The sequence below is a fragment of the Staphylococcus cornubiensis genome (assembly GCF_900183575.1).
Taxonomy (GTDB): domain Bacteria; phylum Bacillota; class Bacilli; order Staphylococcales; family Staphylococcaceae; genus Staphylococcus; species Staphylococcus cornubiensis.
This window is the reverse complement of the sequence record NZ_FXUZ01000001.1, coordinates 333,459-350,240: the sequence shown is the minus strand read 5'-3', so window position 1 is coordinate 350,240 and position 16,782 is coordinate 333,459. Positions and strand designations below refer to the sequence as shown.

General features: G+C 37.7%; 16 protein-coding genes. 1 reads left to right on the top strand and 15 read right to left on the bottom strand.

Features of this window, described 5'->3' with window-relative positions; genetic code table 11:
* Positions 1-59: 59 nt before the first annotated feature.
* Complete coding sequence (locus CCE82_RS01835; protein ID WP_086427729.1) at positions 60-1,175, bottom strand: tripeptidase T; 1,116 nt, start codon at positions 1,173-1,175, stop codon at positions 60-62.
* 172 nt (positions 1,176-1,347) lie between these two features.
* Between CCE82_RS01835 and prli42 the strand changes: the two genes are divergently transcribed.
* On the top strand, positions 1,348-1,449 hold the full coding sequence (gene prli42, locus CCE82_RS12945) for a stressosome-associated protein Prli42 (protein ID WP_019168731.1): 102 nt from the start codon (positions 1,348-1,350) through the stop codon (positions 1,447-1,449).
* 146 nt (positions 1,450-1,595) lie between these two features.
* Here prli42 and CCE82_RS01830 read toward each other — a convergent pair whose 3' ends face one another.
* The 14 genes from CCE82_RS01830 to xseA form a co-directional block, all read right to left on the bottom strand.
* Positions 1,596-2,573, bottom strand: a complete 978-nt coding sequence (locus CCE82_RS01830) for an aromatic acid exporter family protein (RefSeq protein ID WP_086427728.1) — start codon at positions 2,571-2,573, stop codon at positions 1,596-1,598.
* Positions 2,574-2,585: 12 nt separating this feature from the next.
* Positions 2,586-3,023, bottom strand: a complete 438-nt coding sequence (brxB, locus tag CCE82_RS01825) for a bacilliredoxin BrxB (RefSeq protein ID WP_019168729.1) — start codon at positions 3,021-3,023, stop codon at positions 2,586-2,588.
* A 199-nt stretch (positions 3,024-3,222) separates the two neighbouring features.
* Positions 3,223-4,506: a dihydrolipoamide acetyltransferase family protein gene (locus CCE82_RS01820; RefSeq protein WP_086427727.1), complete on the bottom strand. Its 1,284-nt coding sequence runs from the start codon at positions 4,504-4,506 to the stop codon at positions 3,223-3,225.
* Positions 4,507-4,518: 12 nt separating this feature from the next.
* A complete protein-coding gene (locus CCE82_RS01815) occupies positions 4,519-5,502 on the bottom strand; it encodes an alpha-ketoacid dehydrogenase subunit beta (RefSeq protein WP_086427726.1) in 984 nt (327 codons plus the stop codon).
* A complete protein-coding gene (locus CCE82_RS01810) occupies positions 5,495-6,493 on the bottom strand; it encodes a thiamine pyrophosphate-dependent dehydrogenase E1 component subunit alpha (protein WP_086427725.1) in 999 nt (332 codons plus the stop codon). Before CCE82_RS01810 ends, CCE82_RS01815 begins: the two co-directional genes overlap by 8 nt.
* A 21-nt stretch (positions 6,494-6,514) precedes the next feature.
* The gene (gene lpdA, locus CCE82_RS01805) at positions 6,515-7,933 is read right to left on the bottom strand and encodes a dihydrolipoyl dehydrogenase (RefSeq protein ID WP_086427724.1); all 1,419 of its coding nucleotides are present in this window, start codon (positions 7,931-7,933) and stop codon (positions 6,515-6,517) included.
* Between the two features lie 10 nt (positions 7,934-7,943).
* A complete protein-coding gene (gene buk, locus CCE82_RS01800; protein WP_086427723.1) occupies positions 7,944-9,002 on the bottom strand; it encodes a butyrate kinase in 1,059 nt (352 codons plus the stop codon).
* Positions 9,003-9,086: 84 nt separating this feature from the next.
* Positions 9,087-9,983: a phosphate acyltransferase gene (locus CCE82_RS01795; protein WP_086427722.1), complete on the bottom strand. Its 897-nt coding sequence runs from the start codon at positions 9,981-9,983 to the stop codon at positions 9,087-9,089.
* 6 nt (positions 9,984-9,989) lie between these two features.
* The gene (recN, locus tag CCE82_RS01790) at positions 9,990-11,672 is read right to left on the bottom strand and encodes a DNA repair protein RecN (RefSeq protein WP_086427721.1); all 1,683 of its coding nucleotides are present in this window, start codon (positions 11,670-11,672) and stop codon (positions 9,990-9,992) included.
* Between the two features lie 12 nt (positions 11,673-11,684).
* Positions 11,685-12,137, bottom strand: a complete 453-nt coding sequence (gene ahrC, locus CCE82_RS01785) for a transcriptional regulator AhrC/ArgR (protein WP_014613844.1) — start codon at positions 12,135-12,137, stop codon at positions 11,685-11,687.
* 286 nt (positions 12,138-12,423) lie between these two features.
* The gene (gene dxs, locus CCE82_RS01780) at positions 12,424-14,292 is read right to left on the bottom strand and encodes a 1-deoxy-D-xylulose-5-phosphate synthase (RefSeq protein ID WP_086427720.1); all 1,869 of its coding nucleotides are present in this window, start codon (positions 14,290-14,292) and stop codon (positions 12,424-12,426) included.
* Positions 14,293-14,361: 69 nt separating this feature from the next.
* Positions 14,362-15,243, bottom strand: a complete 882-nt coding sequence (locus tag CCE82_RS01775; protein ID WP_086427719.1) for a polyprenyl synthetase family protein — start codon at positions 15,241-15,243, stop codon at positions 14,362-14,364.
* On the bottom strand, positions 15,224-15,448 hold the full coding sequence (locus CCE82_RS01770) for an exodeoxyribonuclease VII small subunit (protein ID WP_086427718.1): 225 nt from the start codon (positions 15,446-15,448) through the stop codon (positions 15,224-15,226). Before CCE82_RS01770 ends, CCE82_RS01775 begins: the two co-directional genes overlap by 20 nt.
* Positions 15,432-16,778 carry an exodeoxyribonuclease VII large subunit gene (xseA, locus tag CCE82_RS01765; RefSeq protein ID WP_086427717.1) on the bottom strand — a complete coding sequence of 449 codons (1,347 nt, stop codon included), beginning with the start codon at positions 16,776-16,778 and terminating at the stop codon, positions 15,432-15,434. Before xseA ends, CCE82_RS01770 begins: the two co-directional genes overlap by 17 nt.
* Positions 16,779-16,782 lie beyond the last annotated feature (4 nt).

Sequence of the window (16,782 nt, the reverse complement as noted above, 5' to 3'; positions counted from 1 at the left end):
CTTATTATAAATTATGGATTCATTGTATCACATAATAGCCGATGAAGCCTTTTATTAGCTTACGAATTCAATTCAATGATTTTTAGGACATAATGCGTTAAATCATATAGAGATTGTTTAGAAATACGTTCATCCGTCGTATGAATTTTTTCGTAACCGACGCCTAAAATAACAGTCGGAATACCAAGGTGATTAATGATGTTGCCGTCAGAACCGCCTCCTCCGACATCCGCTTGCATATCAAAGCCTAATGCGTTTGCAGCTTGTTCTGCCACTTGGTACACTCGATCAGTTGGCGCTACTCTAAATCCAGGATAAGATAATTCAGTTTCAACTTCAGCATGGCAGCCATGTTGTTTCGCGGCATTTTCAAATGTTACTTTCATATGTTCGACTTGTGCGTCTAGTTTATCTTTTGAGTGTGAACGTGCTTCTGCCCAAATATTCACTAAATCCGTCACAACGTTAGTAGGCCCACCACCTTGGAACTTACCAATATTGGCAGTCGTTTCATGATCAATTTGTCCAAGCTTCATCTGACTAATGGCTTCTGCTGCAATATTAATCGCACTAATCCCTTCATTCGGCGTACTCGCATGCGCCTTTTTACCATGAATCGTTGCATTCACCTTCATTTGGTACGGCGCCCCAATCGTAATACTTCCAACAGGCACTGCAGAGTCAATCGCATAGCCATAGTCAGCATCTAAATCTTCTTTGCGTAAAGCTTTTGCGCCAACTAAGCCAGACTCTTCGCCCACTGTAATCACGAATTGTATTTGACCGTGTGGCAACTGTTGCTCATGAATGATTTGGAGTACTTCAAAAATGACAGCTAAGCCTGCTTTATCATCAGCGCCAAGGACTGTCGTTCCATCAGAATAAATGAAGCCATCTTCTTTGATGATCGGTTTTACCTTTCGACCAGGCTCGACCGTGTCCATATGACTAGTGAAATAAATTTTATCTTTGCCTTGTTGATTGGCAGGTAATGTACAAATTAAGTTATTCGCTCCAAAGCCAGTCGTGGCTTTTGCATCATCTTCCACAACCGATAACCCTAATGCTTCAAACTTTTGTTTCAATTTCGGTTGAATGACTTCTTCATGACCTGTTTCAGAATCAATCTGCACTAAATCTAAAAATGTTTCAATTAATCTCTCTTTGTTAAGCATACAGTCACCTTCCCTTATGTTCTACATTAATTTTATCGAACTTTGTATATATTGCAAAACAGACAGACTAGAAAAATAATGTTAAAAGAAATTTTGGCTTTTGTTTAAATGAATGTTATAATTTTAATCATTATGCATGAGATTATTTTAGGTTATTTGGAGGCAAATCATCGTGTTAAATAAAAAAGTAAGAAAAGTGCTTATTATCGTGATGCTTGTGGCAATTGTTCTTGCATTGATCTTAACAGGTATCGCACCATTATTAAGTATGTAAAAGGAAATAAACAGGCTAGGAACCCATTGCATTTACCTAGCCTGTTTATTTATGGACTTATATTTATTATTGATGATTAAAGCGTCAAAAAATAAGGAACAATTAGACATCAAAATTTTATATGTCATATCGCCTTTTTCCTATGATTAAATTTCGTGGTGCATTTTGAGTGAACCAAATTTAGCTTTAATTGTTAAATATTCTTCTGTATCATACAAAATTTGAATCATACTCGAACGTGTCATCAGCTCTTCATGTGTTTGTGGTAAAGGGAGTTGATCAATTTCAAGTCGAATTTGGTATAACGTATGCAATCTTAAGGCGGTATAATTATTTTCATTCACATTTTCAGCCATTTCATTAAATAATTGCGCAACATGTGCACTCATCACATCGTTCGCATTAATATGTTTAATATGATTTTTAATACGCTTCAAGATTTCTAATTGATCTTCACGCATGTCAAAATAGTGATAGTAACTGTTTTCGTTACGCACAAAATGATTTTTGACATCTCTGAACGCAATCGATTTCGCTTCTTGAATCGTATGTGCCAAAGAAGTAAATGTGACATCAGGTCGATTGTTATGCATGGCACATGCTGAACTAAATGTATGGAAAATGCTTTTGAACTGAAACTCAATTTCTTTTTTATATTTAGATAATTGATGGTCTAAATTTGGCATAATTGTATTCATTGTAAAAGCGATGACCAATCCAACGATAATGAGTAATACTTCATTGACAACTAATCCAAAATCGATAACATCAGCATTGAAGAAATGGAGCAAAATGACGATACTTGTCACGACACCCTCTTGCATATTAATCATCACAGTCACAGGAATGAAAAACAGTACGATTAAACCGAGTACCCAGGCGTGCTGCCCTAACAGTGGAAAAATAGCCCAACCAAAACCGATAGCAATTAAACAGGAAATAAAACGAGAAATAATAGCGTGAACGGATTGTATTTTCGTATCTTTAATACATAATACAACTAAAATGGCACTAGAAGCGTAATTATCCAACCCTAGTAGTTGTGCGATGATTACACCTAGTGCCATGCCGACCGCAGTTTTTATCGTTCTAAATCCGATGCGATATGGATTTAAACGTAACATGATGAAACCGCCTTACTTTGCTTCACAGTAACGATCAAATAAGGTTTGTAGTTGCGTGATAACGTCCATTGTGTCGTGGCCTTCAATTTGATGACGTTCAATCATTTCAGTAATTTTACCATCTTTCATTAACGCAAATGAAGGACTTGATGGTGCATAACCTTCAAAATAATCACGTGCGCGTTGCGTTGCTTCCTTATCTTGTCCTGCAAATACAGTAACGAGACGATCTGGTAACACATCATAGTGTAATGCGTGTGTCGCAGCTGGACGTGCAATACCCCCTGCACAACCACATACGGAATTAATCATCACTAAAGTTGTTCCATCTTGTTTGAAGACACGGTCTACATCTTCCTCAGTCGCTAACTGTTCGTAACCTGCGTGGTCCATTTCAGAGCGCGCTTGTTTTACGATATTATTCATATATAAATCAAAGTTCATATCCATTTGAACATTCCTCCATCATCAGTATTTCAATTAATTACATTTTACTAAAGGTCACACACAACTGCAATCATTCGGCAACTTACATGTGAAAAACAGTTGTAGGGACTTAAAATTTTATGACTCATTTTCAAATTTTTGATATCAACAGCACCATTAGGAAAAGACTAGGAAACTTAATCTCCCAGCCTTTGCATACAAATTAATAAACTTGTGTATGTTCAATCGTGTAAGCTTCGATACGTTGTTTCACTTCATTTAAAAATTGCCCAGCTTGTAAACCATCTAGAATACGATGATCGAGTGATAGACATAAGTTGACCATTGAGCGAATCGCAATCATATCATCAATGACGACAGGTCTTTTCACAATCGATTCGACTTGTAAAATCGCTGCTTGAGGATGATTAATGATGCCCATTGAACTCACAGAACCAAATGTGCCGGTATTGTTGACTGTGAATGTTCCGCCTTGCATATCTTCATAAGAAAGCTTGTTTTGACGTGCTTTTTGTGCGAGCTCATGAATTTCTCGAGCAATGCCTTTAATCGATTTTTCATCAGCGTGACGAATCACTGGCACAAATAATTTATTTTCATGTGCCACAGCAATAGAGATATTAATATCTGAATGAAGTACAATTTCATCATTTTGCCAAGTGCTATTGAGTAATGGATATTTTTTAAGTGCTTCGGCTACAGCTTTAATGAAAAATGCAAAGAATGTTAAATTATAACCTTCTTGCGCTTTAAATTGATTTTTATAATGTGCACGTGTTTTTGTTAACTCTGTTGCATCTACCTCAATTGCCATCCAAGCATGTGGAATTTCATGCACACTTTGAACCATTTTATTCGCGATTTGACGACGGACACCGTTGACTGGTATGACTGTATCACCCGCACTTACTGAAGATGTACTGTCATTTTGTGTAGTTGCCGGTGTTACTGGTGTTGACACTTTTTGTGCTACGCTATCTTCAGATTTTTGGCTATTATCCATAACAGAACTACCTTGTTCGATAGCACGTTCGATATCTTTTTTAGTCACGCGACCTTCAAATCCAGTACCTGTCACTGTTGATAAATCGATATTGTGTTCGGAAGCGAGTCTAAACACCACTGGAGAAAAGCGACCGTTATTTTTAGGTTGGTTTGATGATGTTGACGTTGACGGTGCTTGCTGTTTTGGTTGTTCATGAGATTCCGTGTCAGCTTCTGGTGCGACATTTTCAGTAGCTTCACCTGGTGTTCCTTCAACGTCCATTTCACAAATAACTGTACCGACTTCGATCGTTTCGCCGGCAGCAGCGATAATTTTTTTAATCGTTCCTGTGTATGATGAGGGCACTTCAGCTGTAACTTTATCTGTAATCACTTCGCATAATGGGTCATATTCTTCAACATGGTCTCCCTCTTTTACGAGCCATTGTTCAATCGTCCCTTCATGTACACTTTCCCCAAGTTTAGGCATCTTGATTTCCATGAGTGAACCTCCTTAAAATTGCGCTAATTCACGCATTTTATTTTTAATTTTATCAGGATTAATCATAAATTCGTCTTCTAACGGTGGTGAGAAAGGCATGGCAGGTACATCTGGGCCAGCAAGTCGCATCACGGGTGCATCTAAATCAAATAAACAATTTTCTGCAATAATGGCTGCAACTTCCGACATCACACTACCTTCTTTATTATCTTCAGTGACCAATAAACATTTACCAGTTTTTTTCGCACATTCAATAATCGTTTGTTGATCGAGTGGATAGACCGTACGTAAATCCACAACTTCTACATCAATACCTTCACCTTTTAACAAGTCAGCTGCTTGAAGACAATAGTTCACTGCAAGACCATATGAGAATACTGTCAAATCTTGACCTTCTCGTTTCACATCTGCTTTTCCAAGTGGCACCGTATAATAACCTTCTGGCACCTCTTCTTTTAGTAATCGATACGCCTTTTTATGTTCGAAAAAGAGAACGGGGTCGTTTGATGCGATTGAAGCTAAAAGTAAACCTTTTGCGTCATACGGTGTAGATGGAATGACTACAGTTAAACCTGGCGTTGAAGCAAATACACTTTCGATACTTTGTGAATGATAAAGTGCGCCATGAATGCCACCGCCGAATGGTGCTCGAATCGTTAATGGTGCATGCCAATCGTTGTTAGAACGATAACGCATTTTTGCAGCTTCACTCATAATTTGGTTCGTCGCCGGTAAGATATATTCAGCAAACTGTATTTCTGCGATAGGACGTTTTCCCATCATTGCCGCACCAATTGCAGAACCGACAATGTTAGATTCAGCAAGTGGTGTATCTAAAACACGATAGACACCATATTTTTCTTGTAAACCCGCTGTTACACCGAAAACGCCACCTTTTTTACCTACGTCTTCACCAAGAATCATCGTTTGTGGATCTTTTTCTAAAGCGACATCAAGTGCTTGTTTGATTGCTTCAAGATATGAAATTTTAGCCATGTTGAAGCCCTCCTTCTTCATAGACATGTAAGTATGTTTCAGATGGATCTGGATATGGCGCTGCCTCAGCCTCTTTTGTCGCTTGGTGGACCAATTGTTGATTTTCTTTTTCAATCGATTCAAACCATGCTTCGTCAACTAATGATTGCTCGATCAAATACTGTTTAAATTTAAGGTTACAATCATTCTCTTTATCCATGTTTTTCTCTTCATTCGTACGATAGCGGTCATCATCATCTGAAGAGTGTGCTGTCAATCTTGTACATAAAGCTTCAATCAAAGAGGCACCTTCACCGTTCACTGCGCGTTCACGGGCTGCTTTAATAGCACCGTAAACAGCAATCGGGTCATTACCGTCAATCGTTTCTCCATACATACCGTAGCCTTTTGCACGGTCTGATAAATATTCAGCCCCATACTGAAATTCTTTTGGTACAGAAATTGCGTATTTATTATTTTCAATTAAACAAATAAATGGCAAGTTGTGTACACCTGCAAAGTTTAATCCTTCGTGAAAGTCGCCTTGGTTTGAACTTCCTTCACCTAAAGTAGTTAATGCGATTTGAGATTTGCCATCCATTTTGAACGTCAATGCTGCACCAACTGCATGGAGGATTTGTGTCGCAACTGAAGAACCTTGTGACATAATACCGACTTCTTTTTTACTAAAGTGAGAAGGCATTTGTTTACCACCAGAACTGATATCATCACGTTTACCGAATGCTGATAACATCGTTTCTAAAGGTGTCATGCCTAAATATGTAACGAGTGCTAAATCACGGTAATAAGGAGAAGTAACATCTCCTTGTTGTAATGCATAAGCGGTACCAATTTGTGTGGCTTCTTGGCCTTGACAACTAATGACAAACGGAATTTTTCCAGCACGGTTTAACAGCCACATTCTTTCATCTAATTTACGTCCTAAGTCCATAGCACGGTACATGTTTTTCAAGTCTTCAATTTCAAGGCCAACACTTTGATAATCTTTCATATCTATTTTCCTCCTTATTATCTATATGTGAATAGATTGATGATTAGATTTTAATCCTAGTTCCATGAGTAATTCTGAAATGGATGGATGCGCGTGTGTTGAAAGTCCTAATTCAAGTGCAGACCCATTCATAAATTGTAGAACACTTAATTCATTGATTAACTCTGTCACATGAGGACCAATTAAAGATGCACCGATAAAACTACCAGACGTTTGATCAAACAATAATTCTGCAAAGCCTTCTGGTACTTTTGAAGAAGAAATCATTGCTTTCCCGTTCGCCTTAAATGGCGCTTTCATCACTTCATATGTGAGACCACGTTGTTTCGCAGTTTCTTGATTGACACCGATAGACGCAATTTCAGGAGACGTATATACACATCTCGGCATCGTATCATAGTCAATAGGAAGCGGATTTTCATTAAAGATATGCTCGACTGCAATCACACCTTCTCTTGCACCGACATGCGCGAGTTGTAAATGTCCAATCACATCACCAGCGGCATAAATATGTGTGTCGGCAGTTTGCATATATTCATTTGTTTCAATCATTTTTTTATCGTTCAAAACGACTTTTGTATTGTCTAAACCTAGGTCATCGGTATTCACTTGTCGACCAATCGCAACAAGCACTTTTTCAGTGGAGAATGGTTTATCAAGTTTAAAAGTAACTTGATCTTCATCTTGTTGAATATCGTCTGCTTTAAGTGCTGTGTCTACATGGAAATGAACACCCTTTTCTTCCAATTGTTTTTGAATTAATTGACTGATTTGCACACTTTCGGTTGGCAAAATGCGTGGGCCAGCTTCGATAATATGTACAGTTACACCAACACTGCTAAAGAAAGAAGCAAATTCTAGACCGATCACACCGCCACCAATAATTGTAATAGATTGCGGTAATGATTCTAGTGTCATCAAATCGTTACTACTGTATATTTGTTGATGATCAAAAGGTAAAAATGGCAGTGCCATAGGTTTTGATCCAGTTGCGATTAACACATAATCATTTGGTAACAACTCAGAAGTGCCATCTTCATATTCTACGGAAACCGTTCCACTTTGCGGCGTGAAAATAGAAGCGCCCATTAGTCGACCTACGCCTTGAAAGACATCAATTTTATGACGTTTCATTAATCCTTGTACACCTTGATACATCGCATTGACAATATTGTTTTTACGCGCCATCACCTTTTGAAACTGAAGGATAGGCTGTTCAGCGGTTACGCCAAAGTCATCTGCATGTTGAATTAATTGAAACACTTCAGCTGATTTAAGAAAAGATTTTGTAGGGATACAGCCTTGATGTAAGCATGTACCGCCTATTTTAGATTTTTCAACTATAGCAACAGATTTTCCAAGTTGGCTCGCGCGAATAGCAGCAGAGTATCCTGCAATTCCGCCGCCAAGGATTACGATATCGTATTTTTCTTTTGTCATATTCTATCTCCTATTGATATATCTGAATTTTAATTTGCTGATTCAGTGCTAACTGTGCACGTTCGGCAAGTGTAATGAGTTCGTGTTCTCCAGGAAAAACGGAAATCGGTGCAATCCATTCTACGTAGTTTGTAATGCATTCCATGAGTTTGTCACTATGACTCATGCCACCTGTAAAAATAATTTGGTCAACATTTCCTTTTAAAATGGCAGCACGTTCTCCAATCACTTTGGCAATTTGAATGACCATTGTGTCGATAATCAGCTTAACTTTTGCATCTTGTTCGTAGTTTGCCATAATCGTCCTTAAATCTGACGTGTGGAAATAAGCTTTAAGCCCTGACTCGCGACTCAATTGCACTTTCATTTCTTCAGCCGATACTTGATGCGTCTCCATATATTCGACGAGTAAATCATTTGGAATGCTCCCCGAACGATCCATTGCAAACGGTCCCTCACCGTATAAGGCTTCGTTTACATCAATGACACGCCCTTTTTCATGAGCACCAATGCTAATGCCACCGCCCATATGTATTACAATGACATTGAGTGCTTCGTAAGGCTTATTGACAGAAGTTGCATATCGACGTGCCATCGCTTTTTGATTTAATGCATGAAAAACACTGCGACGCTGAATTGAAGGAATGCCTGTATGACGGACTTCGTCTAACAATTCATCTACTACAACAGGATCAGTAGTAAATACGGGTATTGCATATTTTTGGCCAAGCTGATAACCAATCATCGCGCTTAAATTAGATGCATGTGCCCCGTATTTGAAGCTTTTTAAATCTTCATACATTACTTCATTGACTGAATATGTACCCCCTTCTAAAGGTTTGAGTAGACCACCACGACAAGCAATAACATCAATTTGATGCAACTGATAGCCCTGTAATTCGATTTCAGCTTCAATGATTTGCTGTCTCAGCGTTTCTTGCTGCAAAAGAGGCTGATTTAAAACGGTCTCTGTGTGGTTGATATTTTGATTCGCCACGCATTGATTATCTTCAAAAATCGCATATTTACTAGAGGTACTACCTAAATTCAACACGAGTGCTGTTGTCATACAATCCCTTCTTTCAAAAACAAATCAAAAATGGAAGTCGTCCATGTGGTCATTAAAATCATGAATGACTTTATTTTGTTTACATTAGTGTCCAACTTTTAACGCCACTAAAATAGAGTTGATTTTATTTTCAATACTATCTGCTCTTGATGTTAAGACGATTGGGAAGCGCGCACCAAGAATGAGGCTCGCGACTTTAGCTTGCCCAAAATATGTGAGTGATTTATACAATACATTGCCAGCATCTAAACCTGGCACAATTAATACATCTGCATCACCAGCAACTTTTGAATGAATCCCTTTTTGTATCGCACTTTGTTTATTAATCGCATTATCTAACGCAAACGGTCCTTCGACATGGACATCAGAATGGATAGGATGTGCTTCATAGTATTGGCTTAGGTGATCCGCTTGAACTGTAGACGGTATTTTTGGACTCACTTTTTCAACGGATGACAATAACGCAATGTGAAGTTGTTGATATTGAAGGCGCTTTGAAAAATCAACAATATTTTGGATCATCGCCTTCATATCTTCTTCTGTAGGTGCAATATTGAGCGCGACGTCTGAAATCATAAGCAGTTTATGATATGACGGAATTTCACATAACGCAACATGATTTAAAAAAGGTTTTGCACCTTGCGCGTTTCGTTTTAATACTGCGGATAATATTTGAGCAGTTGAAATTTGACCTTTCATCAAAATTTGTGCCTTGCCATGATACAAATCATCTAAACAGCCTTCAATTGCAGCTTCTTGCGTATCAAACGTATGAATGTGGATACGTTTTAAAAACTCGGCTGACAAATCGAATGAGCGAATCATTTCTGCAGCATCTTGGTAGTTATAAAGTTTGAAGTCAGCATCCGTTTGCTTTAAAACTTCAATAATCACTCTAATCAACGGTTCATCCGTCGCGTTAATCATCGCAATGGTTCCTTTTAGAGCTTGAGGTTCTTTAAGCAATTCTTTAAAATTCAACTTTCATCATCCTTTATGCTTTTGGTTTTGTTCAATCATTTCTTTAGCATTTTGTCTCGTCAATTCTGTAACGGTCGCACCCGAAATCATACGTGCAATTTCATCTATACGAGAATCACCTGTTAACTCCTGTACAGTTGTCGTTGTGCGGTCATCCTTTTCGTGCTTTGAAATGTACAAATGATGATCACTCATCGACGCGACTTGTGGTAAATGTGAAATACATATCACTTGAATGACTGAAGCAATTTCTTTCATTTTCTCGGCCATTTTTTGCGCTGCTTGTCCAGAAACACCAGAATCTACTTCATCAAATAAAATCGCAGTTTGTCCTCTGGCACGTACAAAAATACTTTTTAGCGCTAACATAATACGTGAAAGTTCTCCACCACTAGCGATTTTGTTTAAACTTTTTAATGGTTCTCCTTTGTTAGGACTAATTAAAAATTCAATCCGTTCTAATCCGTCCTTTTGAGGTATATCATAAGGTTTAAACGAAATTTCTAAGTTTGCATCTTTCATTTGGAGATATTGGATTTCATTCACTATTCGATCGCGTAACTGTCTAGCTACTATTCTACGCGCTTTCGACAACTTTTGCCCGCTTTCTTGGACTTGTTGCGATAATTGTTGAATTTCTTCTCTTAATTTTGATGTACTTTCTTCATAGTTTTCGATTTTGTTTATTTCATCAGCAATCTTTTCTTGATACGTGATGAGTTCTGAAATATCTTTGCCATATTTTCGTTTTAAATTATTTAACAAATTCATACGAGATTCTAATTCATTTAAATATTGTTCATCAAATTCAGTTTGATTAATTTCTTCGTAGATTTGATGTTTGGCATCTTCTAATGTGTAATAAAATTGATCAACTTCTTCTTTCAGTTTTACAAATCTTTCAGGTAATATTTGATTGACGATTTGTAATTCTGTACTTAATGTATAAAGACGATCAGTAATTGCATGTTCATCCGTTAAGGTAAGGTAAGCTGCATTCAGCGCTAAACTTAAATTTTCGGAGTTTTGAATGCGTTTAATATCAGTTTCTAATTGTTCGATTTCGCCTTCTTTTAAGTGTGCTTCTTTTAATTCATCAAATTGAAACTTCATTAAATCCAGACGTTGCAATAAAGCTTGATCAGCAGATTCTAATGCTTCAAGCTCTTTTATCTTTTCTTGATGCTGCTCGTAAGAATGCGCATATTGTTCGAGTTCTTTAATATATTCACCATCAGCGTAACGATCAAGAAGTTCAACATGATATTTTTGTTTTAATAATGATTGTGTTTCATGTTGACCATGAATGTCGAGTAACGCTTGCATCACTTGTCTCAAATCTTGTAGCGTTACAGTTTGATTGTTAATTCGACAAATGCTTTTACCGGTACTGAAAATTTCTCTTTTAACAATTAAGAAGTCTTCAGTAACATCAATACCTAGCGTTTCAAGTTGCTGTATGGCATCTTTAGCGTCATCAATATCAAAAATACCTTCAATAATGGCTTTTTTCTCACCGTGCCTTACAAATTCAGATGAAGCCCGCATACCAATGAGTTGTCCAATGGCATCAATAATAATCGATTTACCTGCACCTGTTTCACCACTGAGAACCGTAAGCCCATCAGAAAATTGAATATCTAATGTGTCAATAATAGCAAATTGTTTAATGGAGAGGCTTTCTAACATCTAACATCATCCTTATAACATATTGAAAATTCTTTCCTTAATTTCGTCAGCTGAAGGGTTGTCTCTACAAATAATCAAGCACGTATCATCGCCACAAATCGTACCCAATACTTCCTCCCAATCAATTTGATCTAGTATGGCACCGATAGATTGTGCATTACCAGGTAACGTTTTAAGGACAAGTAAATTATTCGCGCTATCAATTTTTACAAAAGAATCCATCAGATAACGTCCTAATTTTTCAAGAGGATGATAACGACGGTCATTTGGCAAACTATAAATGTATTGTCCACTTGGCGCAGGGACTTTAATCAATTGAAGTTCTTTAATGTCACGTGACACTGTTGCTTGTGTGACGTTCATGTCGTAATCATTTAAGCGTTTCACTAGCTCGTCTTGCGTTTCGATTTGTTCATTTGAAATGATTTCTCTAATTTTTATATGTCTTACAGATTTTTTAGGCATAATAGACACCTCGTAACGAATATTTATACAATGATTTTACCACACTCGGTAATGATTTACCTACTTAAGCGATGGAAGAAACGATTAGAAACTATTGATATCACGATTTACACGTCATATTTAAAAACTGCTATACATTTACGTCAATATATACGAAAAATGTATATGACCATCAACTTTTCTATAAACATTGATTGAAAATAGTCACGAACTGAAAAAATTGGGCGATATACGCGACTCAAAAATAAAAACACGAGCAACTAAATGCATTACTCGTGTTTGAATGTTATTTTAAAAATTGTTGAATTGTATGAACGAGTGGATCGTGAGTTAATCCTAAATCTTCTAAAATCTGATCTACATCGCCGTGTTCAATATACTCGTCATCAATACCGAGACGTTTAATGCGATTCGTATAACCATGATCAGTGAAGTAATTGGCAATTTGACTACCTAATCCACCATTTAACATGCTTTCCTCTACTGTAACAACCGCGATGTTTTGCGCACCTAAGTCATCTAATACAGCTGTGTCCATCGGTTTGATATACCGTGCATTAATCACACGTGCATGAATACCTTGTTTAGCTAAAGTTTTGGCTACTTCAACTAAAGTCGTTAACGTTGGACCGTAACTAATAAGCGCAACATCTTGACCTTCTGTTAAGTTTTCCCACGTGCCAATAGGTAAATGTTGACGTTTTTCCGTAATTTCAACGCCTAAACCATTCCCACGAGGATAGCGAATAGCGATTGGGCCTTGTTCGTGATGCATTGCGGTATAAACGAGGTCTTTCGCTTCATTTTCATCTTTAGGCATCATCACAATCATATTTGGAAATTGTGTTAAGAAGCCAACATCAAAGACACCTTGGTGCGTTTCGCCATCTGCACCGACAAGCCCAGAGCGGTCTACACCAAAAATAACATTTAGGTTTTGACGATCGACATCATGTAACACTTGATCATATGCACGTTGTAAGAAAGTAGAGTAAATCGCAACATATGGTTTCATACCTTCTAGAGCTAGACCAGCAGCCATCGTTACGGCGTGTTGTTCAGCAATACCGACATCGAAAAATTGTTCTGGCAACTCAGCTTGGAACTTTGTGAGTTTAGAACCTACAGGCATTGCTGGTGTAATCGCAACAACACGACGATCTTTCTTTGCATATGAAAGAATCTCGTCGCTCATGAGCTGACTCCAAGACGGTCCTACAGCTTTACCTTTAATCTGTTCACCTGTTTCTAATTTATAAGGTCCTAATCCATGCCAAGTGCCAATTTTATCATTTTCAGCCGGATGGTAACCTTTACCCTTTTTCGTTACAACATGAATGAGTACGGGCTTATTAATTGAATCGGCAGCAGTCAATGCGTTTTCTAATTCTTCAAAATTATGGCCATCGACAGGACCGATATAGCGAATGCCAAGCTCTTCAAAAAATGCGCCATCTACAACTAAATATTTTAAGCTGTCTTTAATACGATCAGCAGATTCACGTAATCGACTGCCCCCCGGTAAACGACTCAAAATAGATTCAGCATCAAACTTAAGTCGGTTATACCCTTGATTCATTCGAATACGACCTAGCATATTATGCATTGCGCCAACGTTAGGTGCAATACTCATTTCGTTGTCGTTCAAAATAATTGTCATATTTGTACGGTCATGACCGATATTATTTAAAGCTTCCAGTGCCATACCACCAGTCAATGCGCCATCACCAATGACGGGTACGATATGATTCTTTTTGCCTAAAATATCTCGTGCTTTTGCCATGCCCATAGCAGCTGATAATGAGGTAGAACTATGCCCAGCTTCCCACACATCATGCTCAGACTCTTTTAATTTTGGAAATCCACATAACCCTCTATATTGTCTTAATGTTTCAAACTGGTGACCGCGACCTGTTAAAATTTTGTGAATGTAACTTTGATGACCGACATCCCAGATAATTTTATCTTCTGGACTATTGAAATGCTTATGTAGTGCGATTGTTAGTTCAACAACCCCTAAATTAGCACCGATATGGCCCCCCGTCACAGCACATGTTTGAATTAAGAACTGTCTGACATCGTGACTCAATGCTTCAAGCTCGTTTACAGAAAGACTTTTTAAGAATGAAGGATCCTGTATATTTCTTACGTCCATTGAAATCACCCTTATTTTTTTCTATCGTACTGATTATAACACTTCAACCGTAACATAGATAGACAGAACCTAATTTTGACGTTGATAAAAAAGTGTTAATAAATGTTTTAAATCCGTTGTATCAAATTCAGTTGATAAAGTCGTTAAAATGGCTTCTGCTTTTTGGATGTGCGTTTGAAGTTCCTGTTCAGCACCATTTTCACCTAAAAGCGTGACGTACGTGCTTTTATGGTTAGATTCATCACTGCCTACAGGTTTACCCAGTTTCTCTTCATCCCCATATACATCTAATAAGTCATCTTTGATTTGGAAAATGACGCCTAAATGTTGGGAAAACTGAATCAATTGTTGTGCAGTCGACTGCTCAATTGAAGTGATGATTGTTGCGGCTTCAATCGCGAATTGAATCAGAGCACCTGTCTTATGCATGTGAATGCTTTCCAGTTTTTCAAGTGGTACTTGTTGATGTTCACTTTGCATATCTAACGTTTGACCACCCACCATACCTTGATGCCCACTTGCTTGACTTAATTTCTGGATGAGTGCGACTTTTATATCAGCCTCTAAATTTGGCGTTAGTGCAATCTTTTCGAACGCTTTTGTCAGCAATGCGTCACCAGCTAATATCGCAAGCCATTCACCATAAACTGTATGATTCGTTGGTTTGCCTCGTCGTAAATCATCGTCATCCATTGCTGGCAAGTCGTCATGAATCAATGAATATGTATGAATCATTTCGAGTGCTAAAGCAACATTCAAACCACTCTCAAGTTGGCGGTGATCTAACATTTTAATCGTAGCCAACATGAGTAATGGTCGGATTCTTTTTCCACCGGCTTCAAGTGAATAGCGCATGCTTTCTTCAAGTGACGTGCCAAGTGGTGTATCTTCAATTGCATCATTCAAGTGCGCATTAAACTGTTCTAATAACTTATTCAGACTTTGATTCATCACTTTCATCTGCCTCTTTATCCATTAATTCAGATACTTTTTTCTCGGCATCGCTCAATGTTTTTTCACACGATTTAGAAAGTGCAATGCCTTGCTGATACAATTCTAAAGATTTCTCTAACGATATCGTATCATTATCTAACTGATTCACAATGGTTTCTAGTTCTTTCATCATTTCTTCAAAAGATTTATTCTCGGTCGTCATTTTGCCACCTCACCTTTTCAATTCTTGCATCTAAAGCGCCATCTTTCATTGTCACTTCGATTTGATCGCCTTCATGTACATCATGACTACTCGTAATGACTTCATTCTCTTTTTTAACAATCGAATAACCTCTCAACATTGTTTTTGTAGGACTCAAATTATCAAGTGACAATAGTTGATGTTGGAATAATTGTTTTTTCGAGTTGATAATGCGCTGAATTTGTTTGTCTAATTGGGATGCTAAATCCATTGACGCTTGCTTTTGACGTTGAACATTATCATAAAAATATTTAATGCGTATCCGTTGCTGCAACAACACTAACCTTTGTTGTTCATTTTGTAGTCGGAATTGCATCGATTGATGAAGGGCACGATCTAGTTCATCACGCTTTTGTGTTTGTTGTTCATATAATAAGCCAGGTTGTTTGAACTTATAGTAAGACTGCAACTGGTGTAATTGTTGCGCAGTATGTCTTAAATGTTGTTTAATATGGCGATTCAAGTAAGCTCTAGTTTTATGTAGCACTTGTTTAAGTTCTTGTTGATCTGGTGTCGCTAACATCGCTGCTTGGGTTGGTGTTGCGGCACGTAAATCAGCAACAAAGTCACTTAACGTAGTATCCGTTTCGTGACCGACTGCAGATATGACAGGTGTTTGACAAGAAAAAATAGCTTTAACAACATCTTCCTCATTGAAATTCCACAAGTCTTCAATAGAGCCGCCACCACGACCTAGAATAATGACATCTACACCGAGTTGATCCGCAGCTTTTAGTTTTTCGATAATGTCATCTTTTGCTTGTGACCCTTGGACGAGCGTACTCATCTTAATCTGTTCAGCTAATGGATAACGACTGTTTAAAGTATTTTGAATATCTCGAATGGCTGCCCCTGTGCTCGCCGTGAGTATCGCAATTTTTTGAGGATACTTCGGAATAGGTTTTTTATGAGCAGGGTCAAAGTAACCTTCTTTTGTTAATTTAATTTTTAACTGCTCAAATTTTTGATAAAGATTCCCTACACCATCCAGTTGCATATGGTTAACATAAATTTGATAGCTACCACGACGTTCATAGACAGACACGCGTGCTTCAATAAGAACTTGATCGCCTTCTTTTGGATCGAAGTCAAGTTGGTTTGCTTGAGCTTTAAACATCATTGCTGCGATCACACTATTTTCATCTTTAACAGCAAAGTATAAGTGACCACTACTGTGACGTTTAAAATTAGATAACTCGCCCTTAATATAAACGCTTTGAAGATGTGGGTCTTGATCAAATTTATATTTTATATATTTAGTTAATGCAGAGATTGTTAAATATTTTTCCATGCCA

What these genes read in the sequence shown, in the direction of transcription:
- CCE82_RS01835 (WP_086427729.1), bottom strand. Translation starts at nt 1,175, where the DNA reads ATGCTTAACAAAGAGAGATTAATTGAAACATTTTTAGATTTAGTGCAG.
- CCE82_RS01830 (WP_086427728.1), bottom strand. Translation starts at nt 2,573, where the DNA reads ATGTTACGTTTAAATCCATATCGCATCGGATTTAGAACGATAAAAACT.
- brxB (WP_019168729.1), bottom strand. Translation starts at nt 3,023, where the DNA reads ATGGATATGAACTTTGATTTATATATGAATAATATCGTAAAACAAGCG.
- CCE82_RS01820 (WP_086427727.1), bottom strand. Translation starts at nt 4,506, where the DNA reads ATGGAAATCAAGATGCCTAAACTTGGGGAAAGTGTACATGAAGGGACG.
- CCE82_RS01815 (WP_086427726.1), bottom strand. Translation starts at nt 5,502, where the DNA reads ATGGCTAAAATTTCATATCTTGAAGCAATCAAACAAGCACTTGATGTC.
- CCE82_RS01810 (WP_086427725.1), bottom strand. Translation starts at nt 6,493, where the DNA reads ATGAAAGATTATCAAAGTGTTGGCCTTGAAATTGAAGACTTGAAAAAC.
- lpdA (WP_086427724.1), bottom strand. Translation starts at nt 7,933, where the DNA reads ATGACAAAAGAAAAATACGATATCGTAATCCTTGGCGGCGGAATTGCA.
- buk (WP_086427723.1), bottom strand. Translation starts at nt 9,002, where the DNA reads ATGACAACAGCACTCGTGTTGAATTTAGGTAGTACCTCTAGTAAATAT.
- recN (WP_086427721.1), bottom strand. Translation starts at nt 11,672, where the DNA reads ATGTTAGAAAGCCTCTCCATTAAACAATTTGCTATTATTGACACATTA.
- ahrC (WP_014613844.1), bottom strand. Translation starts at nt 12,137, where the DNA reads ATGCCTAAAAAATCTGTAAGACATATAAAAATTAGAGAAATCATTTCA.
- dxs (WP_086427720.1), bottom strand. Translation starts at nt 14,292, where the DNA reads ATGGACGTAAGAAATATACAGGATCCTTCATTCTTAAAAAGTCTTTCT.
- CCE82_RS01775 (WP_086427719.1), bottom strand. Translation starts at nt 15,243, where the DNA reads ATGAATCAAAGTCTGAATAAGTTATTAGAACAGTTTAATGCGCACTTG.
- CCE82_RS01770 (WP_086427718.1), bottom strand. Translation starts at nt 15,448, where the DNA reads ATGACGACCGAGAATAAATCTTTTGAAGAAATGATGAAAGAACTAGAA.
- xseA (WP_086427717.1), bottom strand. Translation starts at nt 16,778, where the DNA reads ATGGAAAAATATTTAACAATCTCTGCATTAACTAAATATATAAAATAT.